General features: G+C 72.4%; 14 protein-coding genes. 6 read left to right on the top strand and 8 right to left on the bottom strand.

Annotated elements, in window-relative coordinates; all coding sequences use genetic code 11:
• From E0D90_RS04645 to E0D90_RS04635, 3 genes are all read left to right on the top strand, one after another.
• The coding region (locus E0D90_RS04645) for a hypothetical protein (RefSeq protein ID WP_130796696.1) at positions 1–964 on the top strand (964 nt) is incomplete at its 5' end.
• Positions 949–1,710 (top strand): SDR family NAD(P)-dependent oxidoreductase, encoded by a 762-nt coding sequence (locus tag E0D90_RS04640; protein ID WP_130796695.1) that lies wholly within the window; start codon positions 949–951, stop codon positions 1,708–1,710. The genes E0D90_RS04645 and E0D90_RS04640, both read left to right, overlap by 16 nt.
• Positions 1,703–2,296, top strand: a complete 594-nt coding sequence (locus E0D90_RS04635) for a histidine phosphatase family protein (RefSeq protein WP_103503259.1) — start codon at positions 1,703–1,705, stop codon at positions 2,294–2,296. Before E0D90_RS04640 ends, E0D90_RS04635 begins: the two co-directional genes overlap by 8 nt.
• 386 nt (positions 2,297–2,682) lie before the next feature.
• Here E0D90_RS04635 and E0D90_RS04630 read toward each other — a convergent pair whose 3' ends face one another.
• From E0D90_RS04630 to E0D90_RS04620, 3 genes are all read right to left on the bottom strand, one after another.
• Entirely contained in the window at positions 2,683–3,693 is a 1,011-nt protein-coding gene (locus tag E0D90_RS04630) for a YdcF family protein (RefSeq protein ID WP_227869987.1), read from the bottom strand.
• Between the two features lie 55 nt (positions 3,694–3,748).
• On the bottom strand, positions 3,749–4,606 hold the full coding sequence (locus E0D90_RS04625; RefSeq protein ID WP_130796694.1) for a CPBP family intramembrane glutamic endopeptidase: 858 nt from the start codon (positions 4,604–4,606) through the stop codon (positions 3,749–3,751).
• Positions 4,607–4,815: 209 nt separating this feature from the next.
• Positions 4,816–5,349, bottom strand: coding sequence for an EF-hand domain-containing protein (locus E0D90_RS04620; RefSeq protein WP_130796693.1), 534 nt, complete (start codon positions 5,347–5,349; stop codon positions 4,816–4,818).
• A gap of 412 nt (positions 5,350–5,761) precedes the next feature.
• On the opposite strand from E0D90_RS04620, the gene E0D90_RS04615 reads away from it, so the two are divergent.
• The gene (locus E0D90_RS04615) at positions 5,762–6,223 is read left to right on the top strand and encodes a prevent-host-death family protein (RefSeq protein ID WP_103503262.1); all 462 of its coding nucleotides are present in this window, start codon (positions 5,762–5,764) and stop codon (positions 6,221–6,223) included.
• Between the two features lie 161 nt (positions 6,224–6,384).
• Entirely contained in the window at positions 6,385–6,576 is a 192-nt protein-coding gene (locus E0D90_RS27595; protein ID WP_227869986.1) for a hypothetical protein, read from the top strand.
• Between the two features lie 30 nt (positions 6,577–6,606).
• On the opposite strand, the gene E0D90_RS04605 is transcribed toward E0D90_RS27595, so the two are convergent.
• From E0D90_RS04605 to E0D90_RS04590, 4 genes are all read right to left on the bottom strand, one after another.
• On the bottom strand, positions 6,607–7,572 hold the full coding sequence (locus E0D90_RS04605) for an NAD-dependent epimerase/dehydratase family protein (protein ID WP_130796692.1): 966 nt from the start codon (positions 7,570–7,572) through the stop codon (positions 6,607–6,609).
• Between the two features lie 202 nt (positions 7,573–7,774).
• A complete protein-coding gene (locus E0D90_RS04600; protein ID WP_130796691.1) occupies positions 7,775–10,078 on the bottom strand; it encodes a bifunctional serine/threonine-protein kinase/ABC transporter substrate-binding protein in 2,304 nt (767 codons plus the stop codon).
• Positions 10,079–10,247: 169 nt separating this feature from the next.
• Complete coding sequence (locus E0D90_RS04595; protein WP_130796690.1) at positions 10,248–11,129, bottom strand: hypothetical protein; 882 nt, start codon at positions 11,127–11,129, stop codon at positions 10,248–10,250.
• A gap of 223 nt (positions 11,130–11,352) precedes the next feature.
• On the bottom strand, positions 11,353–12,126 hold the full coding sequence (locus E0D90_RS04590) for a TetR/AcrR family transcriptional regulator (protein WP_170214916.1): 774 nt from the start codon (positions 12,124–12,126) through the stop codon (positions 11,353–11,355).
• Positions 12,127–12,163: 37 nt separating this feature from the next.
• On the opposite strand from E0D90_RS04590, the gene E0D90_RS04585 reads away from it, so the two are divergent.
• Positions 12,164–13,831, top strand: coding sequence for a serine hydrolase domain-containing protein (locus E0D90_RS04585; protein ID WP_157996811.1), 1,668 nt, complete (start codon positions 12,164–12,166; stop codon positions 13,829–13,831).
• A gap of 131 nt (positions 13,832–13,962) precedes the next feature.
• Here E0D90_RS04585 and E0D90_RS04580 read toward each other — a convergent pair whose 3' ends face one another.
• Positions 13,963–15,450: a dihydrolipoamide acetyltransferase family protein gene (locus E0D90_RS04580; protein WP_130796688.1), complete on the bottom strand. Its 1,488-nt coding sequence runs from the start codon at positions 15,448–15,450 to the stop codon at positions 13,963–13,965.
• Positions 15,451–15,457: the final 7 nt, after the last annotated feature.

Here is a 15,457-nt window from a genome sequence, read left to right as displayed (position 1 = left end):
AGCGTGGCCAGCCGATCCGGCGCACGTCGTCCGCAAGCTGTACTGGGACCGTGCGGCCCCCGGCGGCACCGACCAGGGACTTCTGCTCGACCTCCTCAACACGGACGAGCCGACCGGCCACCTCCACACCTACATGGACCAGCTCACGGCCGCGTATCAGGAGGTCATCTTCGCAACAGCGTGGCCAGCCGATCCGGCGCACGTCGTCCGCAAGCTGTACTGGGACCGTGCGGCCCCCGGCGGCCGACTTGACACGTACTACGCCGGCAAGGATTTCCTGATCGCCGACGGCCTCGTCGACATCCCGGTATCCCGCCTCGACACCTACGCCCTGAAGATCAACGGCCGTCGACGCCAACTGGATTGGGCCGCCACCCTCCGCTGGCTGCGCTCGCACTTCGCCACGGCAGAGCCGGTCTGGGCGGCCCTCACCCAGGGCGACCCCACCGACGTCAACCTCGCCCATCCGCTCGCCTGGTTCGACTACGACACCGCGGGAATGAACAGCATCCCCGGCGAGTTCGCCAACTTCCTCTGGTACGCCTCCGCTCTCGGCGGCTGGCTCGTACCCACCTACAACCCAACCGCCTTCGCCGACCACCCCGCCACCTTCACCCACGTCTCGGCCAACACCCCCGAGATCCGACGAGCGGCGGTCGACCACACCACCAGCACCATCCACATCGACTACACGCCGCGCCTCTCTGTACCTCGGCGAGCCGCCGTGACCGCGTACTGGAACAAGCTCGTACGACCGGTCGCGGACTGTCTCTGGCCCGGCGAGGGCCTGGCGAACCTGCTCCGCCCCTACCTCGCCATGCGCATCCTCGGCGTCTACAACCTGGCCGACCTGGCCTCCGAGGACCGGCTCGTCCTGCTCGCCCGTCTTGCCGAGGCCATGAGCCCCGCCTTCGACCCCACCACCTACTTCTGCCCGCTGGAGTCTCCATGCCCGGCCCCCTGAACGGCCACACCGCCCTGGTCACCGGAGCCACCGGCGGCCTGGGCTCGGCCATCGCCCGCCGTCTCGCTGCCGACGGCGCCACCGTCGCCCTCGCGCACCTCGACGACGACCCGGCCGCAGCCGAGCTCGCCGCCCACATCACCGGCAGCAGCGGCGCCGCGATCTCCCTGGCAGCCGACCTCCGCGATGCCGAGGCCGCGCGCGCCCTCTGCCACCAGGCCCACGAGCGGCTCGGTCCGATCGACATCCTGGTCAGCAACGCCGGCGCCTACCCGCGCCGCCCGTGGACGGAGACAACGCCAGCTCACTGGGACGAGGCTCTGGCCTCTAACCTGACCAGCCACTACCTCCTCGCCCACGAGCTGACGCCTGCCATGACGGCCGCCGGCTGGGGCCGGATCATCACCATCGGCTCGGTCCTCGCCACGGCGGGCCGTCACGACCTCGCCGGCTACATCAGCGCCAAGGCCGGCCTCGAAGGACTCACCCGTGCCCTCGCGCGCGAACTCGGCCCTGCCGGCATCACCGTGAACTGTGTCGCCCCCGGTTCCATCCGCGTCCCCGCTGAGGACACCGTCGTCGACGATCCGGAAGCCATGACCGCCCGGCAGCTCGCCCGCCAGTGCGTCCAGCGCCGAGGCCGCCCGGAGGACATCGCCGCGGCCGTCGCCTTCCTCGCCGCCGAGGACGCCGGCTTCATCACCGGCCAGACCCTGCGCGTCGACGGAGGCTGGATCCTTGGCTGACATCTGGCTCATGCGCCACGGCGCCTACGAAGGTCACCGCCCCGGCTACCACGCCCCGCACGAAGCCGCCCTCACGCAGGAGGGCCGCGAGCAGGTGCGCCGCTCCTTGCCCCTCCCTGAGGGCGTCACCGCGATCGTCACCAGCCCGATCCCCCGCGCCCGTCAGACCGCCACCCTCGTCTCGCACCTCACGGGCCTGCCGATCGTGGCCACCTCCGGTCTCCTCGCCGAATGGCGCGCCCCGAGCATCGTTCTCGGCCGCACGGCCGAGACCTACCCGTCGGCCTACCGAGCCTGGCGAGCCCGCCGCCTCGCCAACCCTTGCCTACGCTGCGAAGACGGCGAAAGCCTCACCGACCTCCACACCCGCGCCCGCCACTGCGCCGCCTTCCTCCACCACACCGCTGGGCGCCACGGCCCCCTCTTGGCCGTCTCGCACACCCTCCTCCTCGGCGTACTCACTCACCTCCAAGAAGGCCCCGCCTCCTTCTCCACCGCCGCGAAGACGCCTTGGCCGTTTGGCGCCATGCATCTCCTGCCTGCCCACCAGCACATGAGTCCTGGTCTTCAGCGGCCTGCCCGGTAAGCGGCTGGTACCCCGGCTGCTACACCCGGCGGAAGACCCTCCTCCCCGAACGTCTCCTTCCAGCACTCCTGGTGCCGATGGATACCCTGCTCGAGACCGTTCACCGCGCCGATCGAGACGCCGATCTCACTCCACGCCACTCGGTTTCCCGGTGTCCAGACTCAGATGCCTTCCGAATGGACGTCCATGGGGAGCGCGCAGCTGACTCCACATCTTTCGAGCCTGGGTGGTGGTTGCTACGTCCCAGCAGGTAGCAGCCGCGCGTCCGCTCCCGCAGCCGACTCAGGACGGCGGAACGCCGCCACGCGCGGAGGGCCACCCCCGGCGGGCGGCCCCGGCCGCGCCACCCCCCGCACCGCCGCCTACCGCTGCGCCGGGCCGTCTGTTCAGCGCCATGCCGGCCAGCTGAGGAGAACGGCCAGGACGGTCAGCAGAACGCCCATGGCGAGGTTGAGGACGCGGTGCTGCGACATGATCGCGACGAACTCGCGGATGGTGGCGCTCGGCCAGTAGTAGCGGGCTGTCGGGGAGCCGAGGACCTGGCCGTTCACCCCGGCCCTCCGCGCGGTGAGCGCTGCCCGGAACGCGTGGAAGTTGTTGGTGACCACAACGCAGCGGTAGCCCGGGTCGTCGGCGGCCATGATCGTGCGGCTGTACCGGAGGTTCTCGTCGGTGGTCCGGGAACGGTCCTCCTCCCGCACGTCGGCGGGCGGCGCGCCGTTGTCGACCAGCCAGCGGGCCATGGCCGTGCTCTCCGCCACCCGTTCGTCCGCCCCCTGGCCGCCGGAGGTCAGCAGCACGGGGGCCTTTCCGCCCCGGCGGAGCTGGCGGTCGTGGATCTCCAGCCCCTTCCGGAGGCGGGAGGCGAGCAGCGGAGGCACCCGCTCGCCCCCGAGCAGCCCGGAGCCCAGCATCACGACGAAGTCGACGTCGCCACGGACCCGGACGCGTCCGTAGAGGAAGGCGTAGCCCAGGAAGCAGACGAAGAGGAAGGCGACATAGGCGCTCAGCAGGAGCAGCACTCCCATCGAAGTCGCGGCCGCGGGCGACCCCGACTGCCGGAGGTTCTCCAGGAGGAAGAGCACGGCGACGATCGTCAGGCCCAGCAGCAGGGAGAGCAGGTTCGCGGGGCGGAGGCCCTCCTTGCGGATCATGACGAACCCGTTGGCCACCATGAAGAACGACAGCAGCAGGCCACCGAGCACGGTCACGAGGAAGTACAGGGCCAGCAGGAACTCCGCGTGGCGCGGGCGGACGAACAGCAGCGCCACCGCCGCGCTGATCGCCACCAGCCCCAGCAGGACGGCGTTCCGGAACATCCTGCGGTCCTGCCGCACCGAGCACAGGAAGGCGGCCGAGAAGACCGCGGAGGGCGCGAAGGCCAGGGCGGTGATCACCGCATCACCTCTCGACGGGCCGCGCTGCGACAGGCCGCGCGGCTGGCGGAGGCGGTCATCGGGCGCTCACCCGCACGACGCCGCGCCGGTACGCCCACAGCGCGCTCAGTCCGATGAGCGCGAGGACGAGAGCGGCGGGCGTCAGCGTTCCGCCGTCCAGCGCCGCCGCGTCCTGGGCACCGTTGTCGCCGTCGCCGTCGCCGGAGCTGAGGACGGCGGGCGCCCAGTTCCACACGGTGTGGAAGGCACACGCCCGCCACAGGTTCCCGTCCGCCAGGGTCCACAGCGCGAGCGCGACACCCAGCAGGAAGGTCAGCAGCGCGTACGCGGCGGTGGCGCCCTGGTTGGCCATGTGGGCCGCGGCGAACAGCGCCGAGCTGAGCAGCACGCCCGCCGCGACCCCCCAACGTTCGCGGAGGGCCGGGAGGAGGTAGCCGCGGAAGAGCAGTTCCTCCGTGGGCGCCTGGACGGCGAAGGTGAGCAGCAGCAGCGCCATCTGCCAGGCCGTGACCGATGGCCCGGACCCCTCACCGGAGGCGCCCGTGTCCGAGCCGAGGGCGCTCAGTGCGACGTTCAGCGCGACGAGGCCGACCAGCGCCGTGCCGACCCCGACGGCGATCTTCCGGTAGCGGTCGCCACCCCGCAGGCCGAGTGAGGCGAAGGGACGCCGCTCGCCGTACACCACCCACGTGACCAGGAGCGCCGCGGTCGGAGCGAAGGCGACCACGTTGAACAGTCCCAGCCCCGCGAGGGAGTCTCCGTCGACGCCGGAGAACCGCAGGACCACCCGTGCCAGCAACTGGCCGGCGGCAAGGCAGACGGCGACGACGAGGACGGCGAGTAGCGGGCCGGCCCGGCGCCCGGTCGCCGCCCGGCCGGGTGAGAGGGGTTCGCTGGGTGCGGTGTCGGTCATCGGCGGCCACCTTCTCGGAACGTGCGGATGTTCCCCCCTTCGAATGGGCCGAAGGGGGGAACACGAACGCTCGCAGCGCGTGGGCGGCGCCGCTCGTCGGAGAGCTCCGAACGAGTGAACCGGAGGAGGACGGCAGCGGCTCGCCGGCTGGGCCGAATCCGGCCGCACCGCCCTCCTCGCGACCGATGGATCCTCGGAACGGAACGCTGTCAGGCTGTCGCGCTCGGCACCAGGAGGTCTCCGGGGATGTCGGCCTTGTCGGGGGCGTAGTAGTCCTTGATCCCCTCGGCCCAGGTGGGCACCGCCACGCGGTCCTCCGCCGTCGGTTCGAAGGCGTCGAAGAGGGCCTGGATGTTGGCGGGTTGGAAGCCGATGGCGGTCATCAGGTCGATGAAGAGCGGGCGTTCGATGAGGCCGTCGCCGTCCGGGTCGCCGAGGGCGGCGAGTGCTTCGGCGAAGGCGGTGACGGTCGCGTCGAACCGTTCGGGGGACAGCACGCAGGCGCTGTACTCCTCGAAGCTGATCAGCTGGTCCCCGTCGGTGTCCAACTCGTCGGCCAGCGTGGTCCAGTACTGCTCGAAGGCGGCGCGCATCGCGTCCTTCGCCTCATCCGAGGAGGCCGGCGCGGCGGCGACGACACGGTCGCCCATGAGTGTGAAGTCGGCGGCTTCGAGGACTCCGTTGCCGTTGGCGTCCAGCAGTGAGAAGACAAGCGCGACCCTCTGGGTGGCCTCTGCACGCATGATTCAGTCACCTCTCTTGTGACCGTTCCCCGCGGTACGGAGGCCGGGATTCCCCGGCAGTCCGCCCCGCACGGCCGGACGTTGCCCGGCCCGAGCGATCAATGCCCGCACGCCCCGGCGCTATCCGGGTGCGGCGAGGCGTTCGCCGGAAAGGTGGAATCAGCTTGATTTCCGGGCGAGTTGGGCAGCTGGCGTGCACGAGCGGTAGGCCGCGCGCCGGGGACCGCAGCCGCGGAGGGACGACCGTGTCCCGACCTCGACTCGGCCACCGTCGCACCGGCGTCAATGACCGGCGGCGGGCGCCTGCGGCCGCCGGCCAGTCCCCAGACTCGCGGGCCTGTCCCGAAGCTCCGTCACCCATCAGGACGCAGCCATCTTGACTTCGGAACACATTCCGACTTAACGTGGAGCCATGTCCAGCATGACCGTTTCGTTCTCCGATCTGTCGAAGAACTCCAGGCGCGTCGCCGATACCGTCGAGCGCGCTCAGCGCGTCCATGTCACACGACGTGACGGCGAGGACCTCTACCTCACCACAGAGCGTCATGACCGGCACCGCGAAGAGACCGCCGATGTCACGGCACGGCTCTTCACCGCTCTGATCAGCAGTGATGAAGGTGCTCAAGCCATTCTGCTGGCACTGCCCGAGGTCTTTCCGTGGACTCGGCACCTGTCGTCCGAGGAGGTGCGTGAGTTCGTGGTCGAACTGGTCCACGCGACCAGCGATGTATCCGAGCTGGGTGTACACGCCAATCTGCACAGAGTCATCGTCGAGTGGCGTGCCACCGCCCGCATTCTCGCTGACCCGGAGCTGACCGCACAGCTCACCGCTGCTCTGCCGGACGAGGACTACGGCGAGGTGCCCGCGCCATGAGCCCCAAGCGCGGCGATGACGTCGCCCCGCCCCCTGTCGGAACCGAATGACGGCTGCGGTTCACCACCAGTGACGCGGCGAAGGGCTGGGGCGATCTGTGCACGGAAGCTCCGGGTAACGCACGTCGCTGCTACGAGGCCCTTCGCGCTGCGCCGACAGACATGGCGGACCCGGACCGCCAGCATCAGCTCCGCGGACGCCTCGCCACCGCCTCCTTAGGCGGGACCAGCTACCCGCAGTGGGAGTACGAGGTCACCGCCGGCGGCCGTGTGCGGTATCTCGTGGACCGGACCAACCGAACCGTCCACTTGGTGTACGCGTCGCCCCGGCATCCCAGGGACACCGACCGCTGACGTGCCGGTGGTGCCGCGGCCGGGTGTGGGTCAGTGGTAGTGGGCGGCGGGGTGTGCGGTGGGGGCCAGTTCCTGGGCGAAGCCGTCGCGCCAGGTGGGGTGGTCGGGACGCCAGGCGAGGGTGTCGCGGGCGCGGGCGTTGCTGGCGCCGCGCAGGCGGGTCATGTAGTCGACGCCCCAGCTGCCGACCAGCAGTCGGGCGAGAGGCGCGGGCAGTGAGGCGGGCGGGCGGGCGTCGAGGAGTTCGGCGAGGTGCGGCAGCCAGACGTCGGCACGCACCGGGTCGTCGTCGACGATGTTGAGCGCGCCGGTGGCCCGGGGGTGTTCCAGGGCGGCGAGGATCGCTGTGGCGGCGTCGTGGGTGTGCAGGAACGAGAAGGTGGCCGTGCCGCCGCCGATGAGCGGGACGCGGCCTCTGCGGACGGCGGCGGTGAGGGTGCCGTCGGCCGCGAGAGCGGTGCCCGGCCCGTAGAGGTGACCGAGGCGCAGGACCAGGCCGTCGGCGGCCGTCACCCGTGCCTCCAGCTCGCGGAGGGCTGCGAGGATCGGCGCGAACTGGCCGGGGCCGGCCGGCCACCACGGGTCGTCCTCGTCGGCGGGGCCGTCGCCGCCGTCGGGGTCGTAGGCGAACGCGACTCCCTGGCCGATGGTGCGGCCGACGCCGTGCCGCCCAGCGGCGGCCAGCAGGTTGACGGTGCCCTCGGTGCGCAGCCGGTTGGTCAGCTCGAACTGCTTGCCGATGCGTCGTGGGTTGATGGCGGCGGGGATGGCGGTGAGCATGTTGACGATGGCGTCCGGGGCGGCCTCGGCGACCGCCGCGTCGACGGCGTCGGCGTCGAGTGCGTCGCCGATGACGACGTCCGCTCCGGTGCGTTCCATGTCGCTCCCGCGCTGCGGGGTGCGGGCGAGTGCGGTGACGCGGTGACCCGCGGTGGCGAGGAGCGGCAGCAGTTGTCGGCCGACGACTCCGGTGGCGCCCGCGACGAGTACGCGCATGGCTGCCTCCTGCGCTGTGGGGCCGGGGCGCGCGGCGTCAGGTTCGGTGCGCGCGACCGCCCGGCCGCTGGTTTGCGTTGCGGCACCTTCCACGATGCGCGGTGCCGCCCGTCTCGGCCACTCGGCGGAGGACGGACGGCGGACGGCGGACGGCGGACGGCGGGCCCGTGGACGAGGTGTGGGACGGAGGGCCCGGCGGCCGTCAGTCCTCGGGCACACCGGTGCCGAGGAGGAGGTACTCGCCGTCCTCGACGCGGTAGAAGAACGCTCCCTTGCCGGTGAAGTTGCCGTTGGCGGGCTCGAAGCTGAAGGTCTTGGTGACGCCCTTGTGCCGGGTCTGGCGGATCGAGGGCACGATGTCCTGGCGGGTGACCCGGTCCAGCTCCTTCTCCTCGTGGAGGCCGCGCGCGCAGGCGGCCAGCACCTGTACCGCGTCGTACGCCTCGGCGGCGTAGAGCGGCGGGTCCTCGTCGAAGGCGTCGGTGAAGGCGGTGACGAAGTCGGCTGCCGAGTCGAGCTGTTCGGGGTGGACGACGGCGGCGACGAACATCCATCCCTCGGCGGCGCTCCCCGCACGCTCCAGGAACCGGGGGTCGAACGCGTCGTGGGTGGCGATGCGTCTGCCGTCGTATCCGGTTTCGTCGAGCGCCTGCGCGAAGGGGATCAGCTCCTCCCAGTCGCCGCCGAAGACGATGAAGTCGGGCTGCTTCGACACCAGTTGGCGGACGGGTGCGCGGTGGTCGGCCGTGCCGGTGGGGATGGTCACCGGGTGGACGGTGCGTCCGCCCCGCCGCAGCAACGTGCCGAAGGCGGTGGTGACTTCGCGGCTGTAGTCGGTGGCCGTCTGCACCAGGCCGACGGCCGGGGCGTCCTCGTCGGCGGTGACGTAGGTCATCACGTCGGTCATCTGGAGGGCGTTGCCGGTGCGGGCGGAGACGAAGACGGAGTCCTTGATGATCTGCGCACCGTCGTTGACGGTGAGCAGCGGCAGCCGCGCCTGGTAGTACGTGTCGAGGGACGCCCGGAGCGCCTCGCTGGTGGTGGCGCTGAGGACGCCCACGACGCGGGCGTCCTCGGTGAGGGTGGCCGCGGCCGTCGCCGCGCCGTCGGCGGTGCCGCCGTCGTCGACGGTCTCCAGCTGGTAGCGGAAGGGGTGCGCGGTGTCGGAGTTGAGCTGGTCGACGGCGAGTTGGGCTCCGCGGACCTGTGCCTGGGCCATGTCGGCGAGGTCGCCTTCCAGGTCGCCCTGGACGCCGAGCACGAGCAGCGGGCGGTCGGTGGCGGGTCGGCCGCGTCCCTCGCCGCCGGGGCCTGCCTGGTCCCCGTCGCCGGAGCCGGGGTCGGCTTCGTTGTTGAGCAGCACGGCCGCGGTGACACCGCCGCCGATGACGCCCAGGGTGGCGAGGGCTCCGATGAGCACGTTGCGGCGGCGCGGCCCGGTGGGTGGTCCTTCGGGCGGTCCGGGCGGTCCGGGGCGGGTGCCGGGGGTGGTGCCGGGCCCTTGGGTGAGCGCGTCGTTGAGGGTGCCGATGGGTGGTCCGAAGCCGCCGCTGACGCCCGCGCCGAACCCGGCACCCGCTCCGGTGCCGGCTCCGGAGCCGCCGACGATCTCGGTCCGGTCGGCGGCGGGCAGGGCCAGCATCTCCGCCGACCGCTCCGCGATCAGCCGGGTCACCGGCGGAGGGAGCCAGCCACCTTCGGGGCTCTCCTCCAACGTCCACGCGGAGCGCAGCTGTTCGGCGTCGAGCCGTGCCTCCGGGTCCTTCTCCAGCAGCCCGTCGACGACGGGGCGCAGGGCGTCGGGCACCCCGGAGGTGTCCGGCGGGTCGTAGACCGTGCGGAAGAGCATCGCCTCCACCGGGCCGCTGCCGAAGGGGCGTTGGCCGCTGGCGGTGTAGGCGAGGACACAGCCCAGCGAGAACATGTCGCTGGCCGGGCTGATCGGCCGGCCCTGGGCCTGCTCCGGGGAGAGGAAGCCGGGTGAGCCGATGACGACGTCGGTGGCGGTCAGCACCGTGTCGTCCATGGCGCGGGCGATGCCGAAGTCGATGAGGCGGGGCCCGTCGAGGCCGAGCAGCACGTTGCCGGGCTTGACGTCGCGGTGCACGAGACCGGCCTCGTGCACGGCGTCCAACGCCTCGGCGAGCATCGTGCCCAGCGCGCGGACACCGTGTTCGGGGAACGGGCCGTGGTTGGCGACGGCCTCGTTGAGGGGCGGTCCGGGGACGAACTCGGTGGCCAGCCACGGCGCGGGCGCCTCCGTGTCGGCGTCGACGACGGGCACCGCCCAGCGGTTGCGCACCCGCTGGGCGATGGCGACCTCGCGGCGGAACCGGGCGCGGAACCCGACGTCGTCGGCGTACTCGGCCCGGATCAGCTTGATCGCGACCAGGGTGCCGCCGGGCGAACGGCCGAGCAGCACCATGCCCATGCCGCCGGCGCCCAGCCGGCCGAGCATGCGGTAGCCGGACACCCAAGCGGGGTCGGACGGATGTAGCGGCTGCATCAGCGCATCGTTCCTCGGGCGGCTCGGGCGGCACGGGCAACACGAACGGCTCGGGCAACACGGACGGCTCGGGCGGCTCGGGCGGCCAGGGCGGTGGCGCCGGTGATGCCGGTGGCGCCGGTAGTTCCCGTGGCCCGCCCGCGCCCCCGGCCCGCGTCCTGCCCGTGGGTCATGACAGTTCGAGCTCGACGTTGTAGAGGACCCAGGCCGCGCCCTCGGCGGCGATCATGAGGAGTTCGGTCATCTCGTAGCCCTCGGCGCCCTTCACGGAGACGGCGGTGGTGACCATGCCGATGCGGGACTTGGACCAGACGAAGTCGTGCGGCCCGGGGTCGGCGTCGGTGGAGAACTGCCCCGCCTCGAACATCGAGGCGTCGGCGTTCAGCACCTCCTCGTCGGCCATCGGCATGGACATCAGGCCGCTCAGCCGCTGGCCTCCGCCCAGCTCCTGGTCGGGGCAGCGGAAGCTCTCCTGGACCGCGTCCTCCATCGCGATCTCGGCCTCCTCGGTGCTGGTGTGCACGCTGATGGTGACGGCCGTCTGCACGAGCCCCTTGCCGTCGGCGGCGGGGATGTTGATGCGGTGGGTGAGGGAGTCCAGGACGGTGTCGGGGAGTTCGCCGCGGTCCCAGACGCAGTTGTCGCCGAGGTAGGTGAAGGTACCGGCGTTGACGTACGGCTCGTTGGCGACCATGCCGTCCTGCCAGGTGTCCGGGGTCAGCTGCGCGTTGCTGGTCAGCTCGCGGGCCTCTTCGGCGTTCTTCGGCACCCGGTCGGGGCCGGGGGTGAAGTCGTAGGAGTCGGGCAGTTCGCCGACCTGCTCGTCCTCGCCCGCGTCGTCGCCGTCCTCGTCGTTCTCGCCCGTGTCGTCGGCGTCCTCGTCGGTGTCCGGCGCGTCGGCCTCGTCGGCCTCCCCGACGTCGCCGCCCTTGCCGCCGGCCGATTCGGAGGAGTCGCCCCCCTTGGCCCCGGTCTCCTCGGAACCGCAGGCGGTCACCGCCAGGACGGCCAGCGCCGCAGCGGCCACTCCCAGACTGCGCGTGCGAAACATGTGCGTCCCCCTCGCCCCGCGGCCCGTGGGCGGCGGTTCGTCCCGGCGGGCTGGATACCCGTCGGGATCACTGGTCATCGCTGGGGAGTCTAGGGATCGGCTGTCACCTTCCGATGGCTGAACCGTCACAGCAGAGCCACGTCGTGCGGGGCGCGCGGAGGTGGCCGGCACGGACGGGAGGCGTCTCGCGGTGGCGAGTCAGGTGCCCGGGTCAGGCCCCGGGTCAGGCGCCCGGGGCGGTAACGGGCTGGTCGGCGGCCTGCGGGGGCTGGTGGTGGCGGCAGCTGCCGGTGAAGTAGAGGCCGACGACCGGCCGCAGCACCGCCGCCGGGATCACCGGTGGGGCAGTCGCGTCGGCGCGCTTGTCACCGTCGCGGTCCGCCTCGTGACGGTCACCGTCGCCGCTGTGACCTTCCCCGCCGCAAAAGTGACCTTCCCCGCCGCCCTCGTGAGCGTCCGAGCCGAGTGAGAGGCGGGCGGCGAGACCGTCGGTGACGGCCAGGAGCGTGGTGGCGGCGGCACCCGCGTCCACGGCCGACTCCACCTCGCCGCACTCCTTGCCGTTCTCCACAGCTGTGGACACCCGCCGCCACAGGTGGTCCTCGGCCGCGCGGGCGACCTCGGCGAGCGAGGGGACGTTGAGCGAGGCGGTGAGCAGGTTCTGCCGGACCCGGTGTTCGACGGTCCGCTCCGTGTCGAGCGGCAGCAGTTCGGCCAGGGCCGTGGTGAGGAGTTCGGAGATCGGCAGGCCGTCGGCCTCACCCTGGCGCACTCGTGTGTCGACGCGATGGTCGAGGGCGGCGACACAGTCCTCGTAGGCGAATCGCAGCAGGTCGTCGCGGCCGGCGAAGTAGTGCTGGATCAGGCCGACCGAGGTGCCCGCCTCCTCCGCGACCCGCACGAACGAGGTGCGTCCGAGGCCCCCGGCTGCGAGCAGGCGCTGGAAGCCGCGCGCGATGGCCCGGCGGCGCTGGTCATGGTCCACGACTTTCGGCACCTGACAACAGTACAGCCGTACCGCTAAGGTTTTTGGTATGCACATACTTTTTCGTCGCGCGCTGCCTCTGCTGGCGGCCGCGACGCTGACGTTGACGCCGCTGACGTTGACGCCGCTGACGTCGACGCCGCTGACGTCGACGCCGCTGACGTCGACGCCACTGACGGAGCCCCCGGGCGGCCCGTCCGCCGAGCCGCGCGCCACCGGGCAGCACGACGCGCTGGACACCTTCCTCCACGAGCGGCTGGACGCCACCGGCGTGCCCGGCGCCGCGTTCGCCGTGGTGGGGCCGGACGGCGTCGAGCACTCAGCCGTCCTCGGCACCGACGGCGACGGCCGACCGGTCACCGAGCGGACACCGTTCCTGTGGGGGTCGGTCTCCAAGCCGGTCACCGGCACCCTGGTCCTGCGGCTGGCCGACGCCGGTCACCTGGAGCTGGAGGACCCCGTCACCGACCATCTGCCGTGGTTCGAGCTGAAGGAGCCCGGCGCCGAACGGATCACCGTGCGGCACCTGTTGCTGCACACCAGCGGTCTGCCCGCCGGTCTGCACCTCACCGACAGCGGTGATCCCGGGCGCGACGCGACCACGGTCTCCCGGTCGCTCGCCGAGGTGACGGCCGAGGGTGAGCCCGGGGCGGACCACCGCTACTCCAGCCTGAACTACCTGCTGCTGTCGGCCGTCGTCGAACAGGTCACCGGCGCCCCGGCGGACCGGGCCCTGACCCAACACGTCCTCGGACCGCTCGGGATGGACACCACGGTGGCCACCGCGCCGGACGCCGCCGAGCGGCTGCCACCCGGCCACCGCTACGTCCTGGGCCGGCCGGTCGGCTTCGACACCCCGTACGACCCGGCAGGCACGGGATACGGCTACTTGGGGGGAAGCCTGCTGGACCTGGCCGCGTACGCCCGCGCCCAACTCGGTGGCAACGCCCGGGAGGACGCCACCGTCAACCCCGACGGGGACCACGGAGCCGCCGGGGGCGCGCCGCTGCTCGATCCGGCGCACCGCGCCAAGGCCCACCACGCGGGAATCACCACCGGCGAGGAGCGCGGCTACGGACTCGGCTGGCGCCGGTGGCCGTTGGCGGACATCGGGGTGCGGGCGGACGGTGACGCCGTCTGGCACGGCGGCGCCGTACCCGGCTACCAGACCTCGCTGGTTCTGCTGCCCGAACGCGAACAGGCCGTGGTGCTGCTCCAGAACGCCTACGGCTCGTTCCAGGAAACCGCACTGCTGGAGACGGCGTTCGGTCTGGCCGCACTCCTGCACGGCGAGCAACCCGTGGTGAGCGGCGGCGACGGCCTCTACCCGGTGCTGCTCGGCGCTTTCGCGCTGCTGGCGCTGCTACTCCTGGTGCTGCTGGCCCGGACGGTGGCAGCCCTGGCACGGGGCACCGGCGCGCCGGACACCTCCGTTCGCCGGACGCTGCTCCACCTGGCCGCCTGGGTCGTGCCGGCCGCGGTGGTGGGGGCGGCGGCGCTGTGGTGGCTGCCCTCCGCGTGGGGTGTTCCGCCGTCGCGGGTCGCCCTCTGGGCACCGGACGTGGCCTGGTCGCTGCACGGACTGGCCCTGCTGTGCGGCGCCTTGGCCCTGGCACGCACGGGACTGGCCCTCCGCTCGCTGCGCCCGCCGCAGCGCCGGAAGGCCGGACGCGGGGAGGGAGACGGGGACGGGGACAGCGCACCGGACGGCCGGTAGGCGTCACCGGGAACAGGGTGCGGACGCGCCGGACGGGGCCGGACGTGCGGCGTCGCCGCGTGTCCGGCCCCGTCCGGGTGGCGTGGTTCTCCCGACGGCCCGCGCGGTGTCGAGGCCGCGCGGGCGGACGGTCAGGCCCAGGTGATGAGCCGCTTGGGGTGTTCCAGGATGGCGGCGATGTCCGCCAGCACCTTGGAGCCCAGTTCGCCGTCGACCAGGCGGTGGTCGAAGGAGAGCGCCAGCGTGGTCACCTTGCGCGGCTTGACCTTGCCCTTGTGGACCCAGGGCTGGTCCTTGACCGCGCCGAAGGCGAGGATGGCCGACTCCCCCGGGTTGAGGATGGGGGTGCCGGTGTCAACGCCGAAGACGCCGACGTTGGTGATGGTGACGGTGCCGTCCCGCATGTCGGCCGGAGCCGTCTTGCCGTCGCGGGCGGTGGACACCAACTCCGACAGTGCCTGCGAGAGTTCGGGCAGGGTCTTGGCGCCGGCGTCCTTGATGTTCGGCACGATCAGCCCGCGCGGGGTCGCCGCGGCGATGCCCAGGTTGACGTAGTCCTTGTAGACGATCTCCTGGTTCGCCTCGTCCCAGGCCGCGTTGACGTCCGGGTTGCGCCGGATCGCGACCAGCAGGGCCTTGGCGACCAGCAGCAGCGGGTTGACCCGCAGGCCCGCCATCGACGGGTCCTCCTTGAGCTGCTGGACCAGCTTCATGGTGCGGGTGACGTCCACGGTCACGAACTCGGTGACGTGCGGGGCGGTGAAGGCGCTGTTGACCATCGCCGCCGCCGTCGCCTTGCGCACGCCCTTGATGGGGACGCGCCGTTCGCGGATCGACGTCAGCGACTGCGGCTCCACCGCCGGGGCGGCGCCGTTGACCGTGCCGCCCGCGGCCGGGGCCGGGGCCTCCGCGCGGGCGGAGGCCGCCCGGTGCACGGCGTGCAGGTCGTCCCGGGTGATGGTCCCCTCGGGGCCGGTCGGGGTGACGGTCGCCAGGTCGATGCCGAGGTCCTTGGCGAGCTTGCGGACCGGCGGCTTGGCCAGCGGCCGGCCGGCGGTCTGCGCGGGCGCGGCGGCCGGTGCGGCAGCAGGCGGAGCCACGGGCGCCGCCGCGCCGTTCAGCTCGCGCTGGACGGCCGCCTGCGCGGCCTGCGCGGCACCGTTGGCCGAGCCGCCGCCGTCGGCGTTCTTGCGCGGCCGGCGCTTGGCGGTGCCGGTGGCCACGCCGTAACCCACCAGGACGGGCTGGCGCTTGCCGGCCTCCTCCTCGCCCCCACCGTCGGATTCGGCGGCAGGCGTCGGCGCGGAAGCCGGCGCGGCGGCAGAAGCAGGTGCGGCAGCGGGCGCCGGCGCCGGGTCACCCGCGCCCGGGTCGGTGTCGACGGTGATGATCACGGCGCCGACATCGACGGTGACGCCCTCCTCGAAGAGGAGCTCGGCCACCGAGCCGTCGTAGGGGATGGGCAGTTCGACGGCGGCCTTGGCCGTCTCCACCTCGACGACCATCTGGCCGTCGGTGACGGTGTCACCGGGCTTGACATGCCACTTGAGGATCTCCGCCTCGGTGAGTCCCTCGCCCACGTCGGGCATCTTGAACTCGCGGAAGCGCTGTGCGGTCATCGTCACG

The sequence above is a fragment of the Streptomyces otsuchiensis genome (genome assembly GCF_004305975.1).
GTDB classification, from domain to species: Bacteria; Actinomycetota; Actinomycetes; order Streptomycetales; family Streptomycetaceae; genus Streptomyces; species Streptomyces otsuchiensis.
Note: the sequence above shows the minus strand (reverse complement) of the source record. Positions and strands in the feature narration are given on the sequence as shown.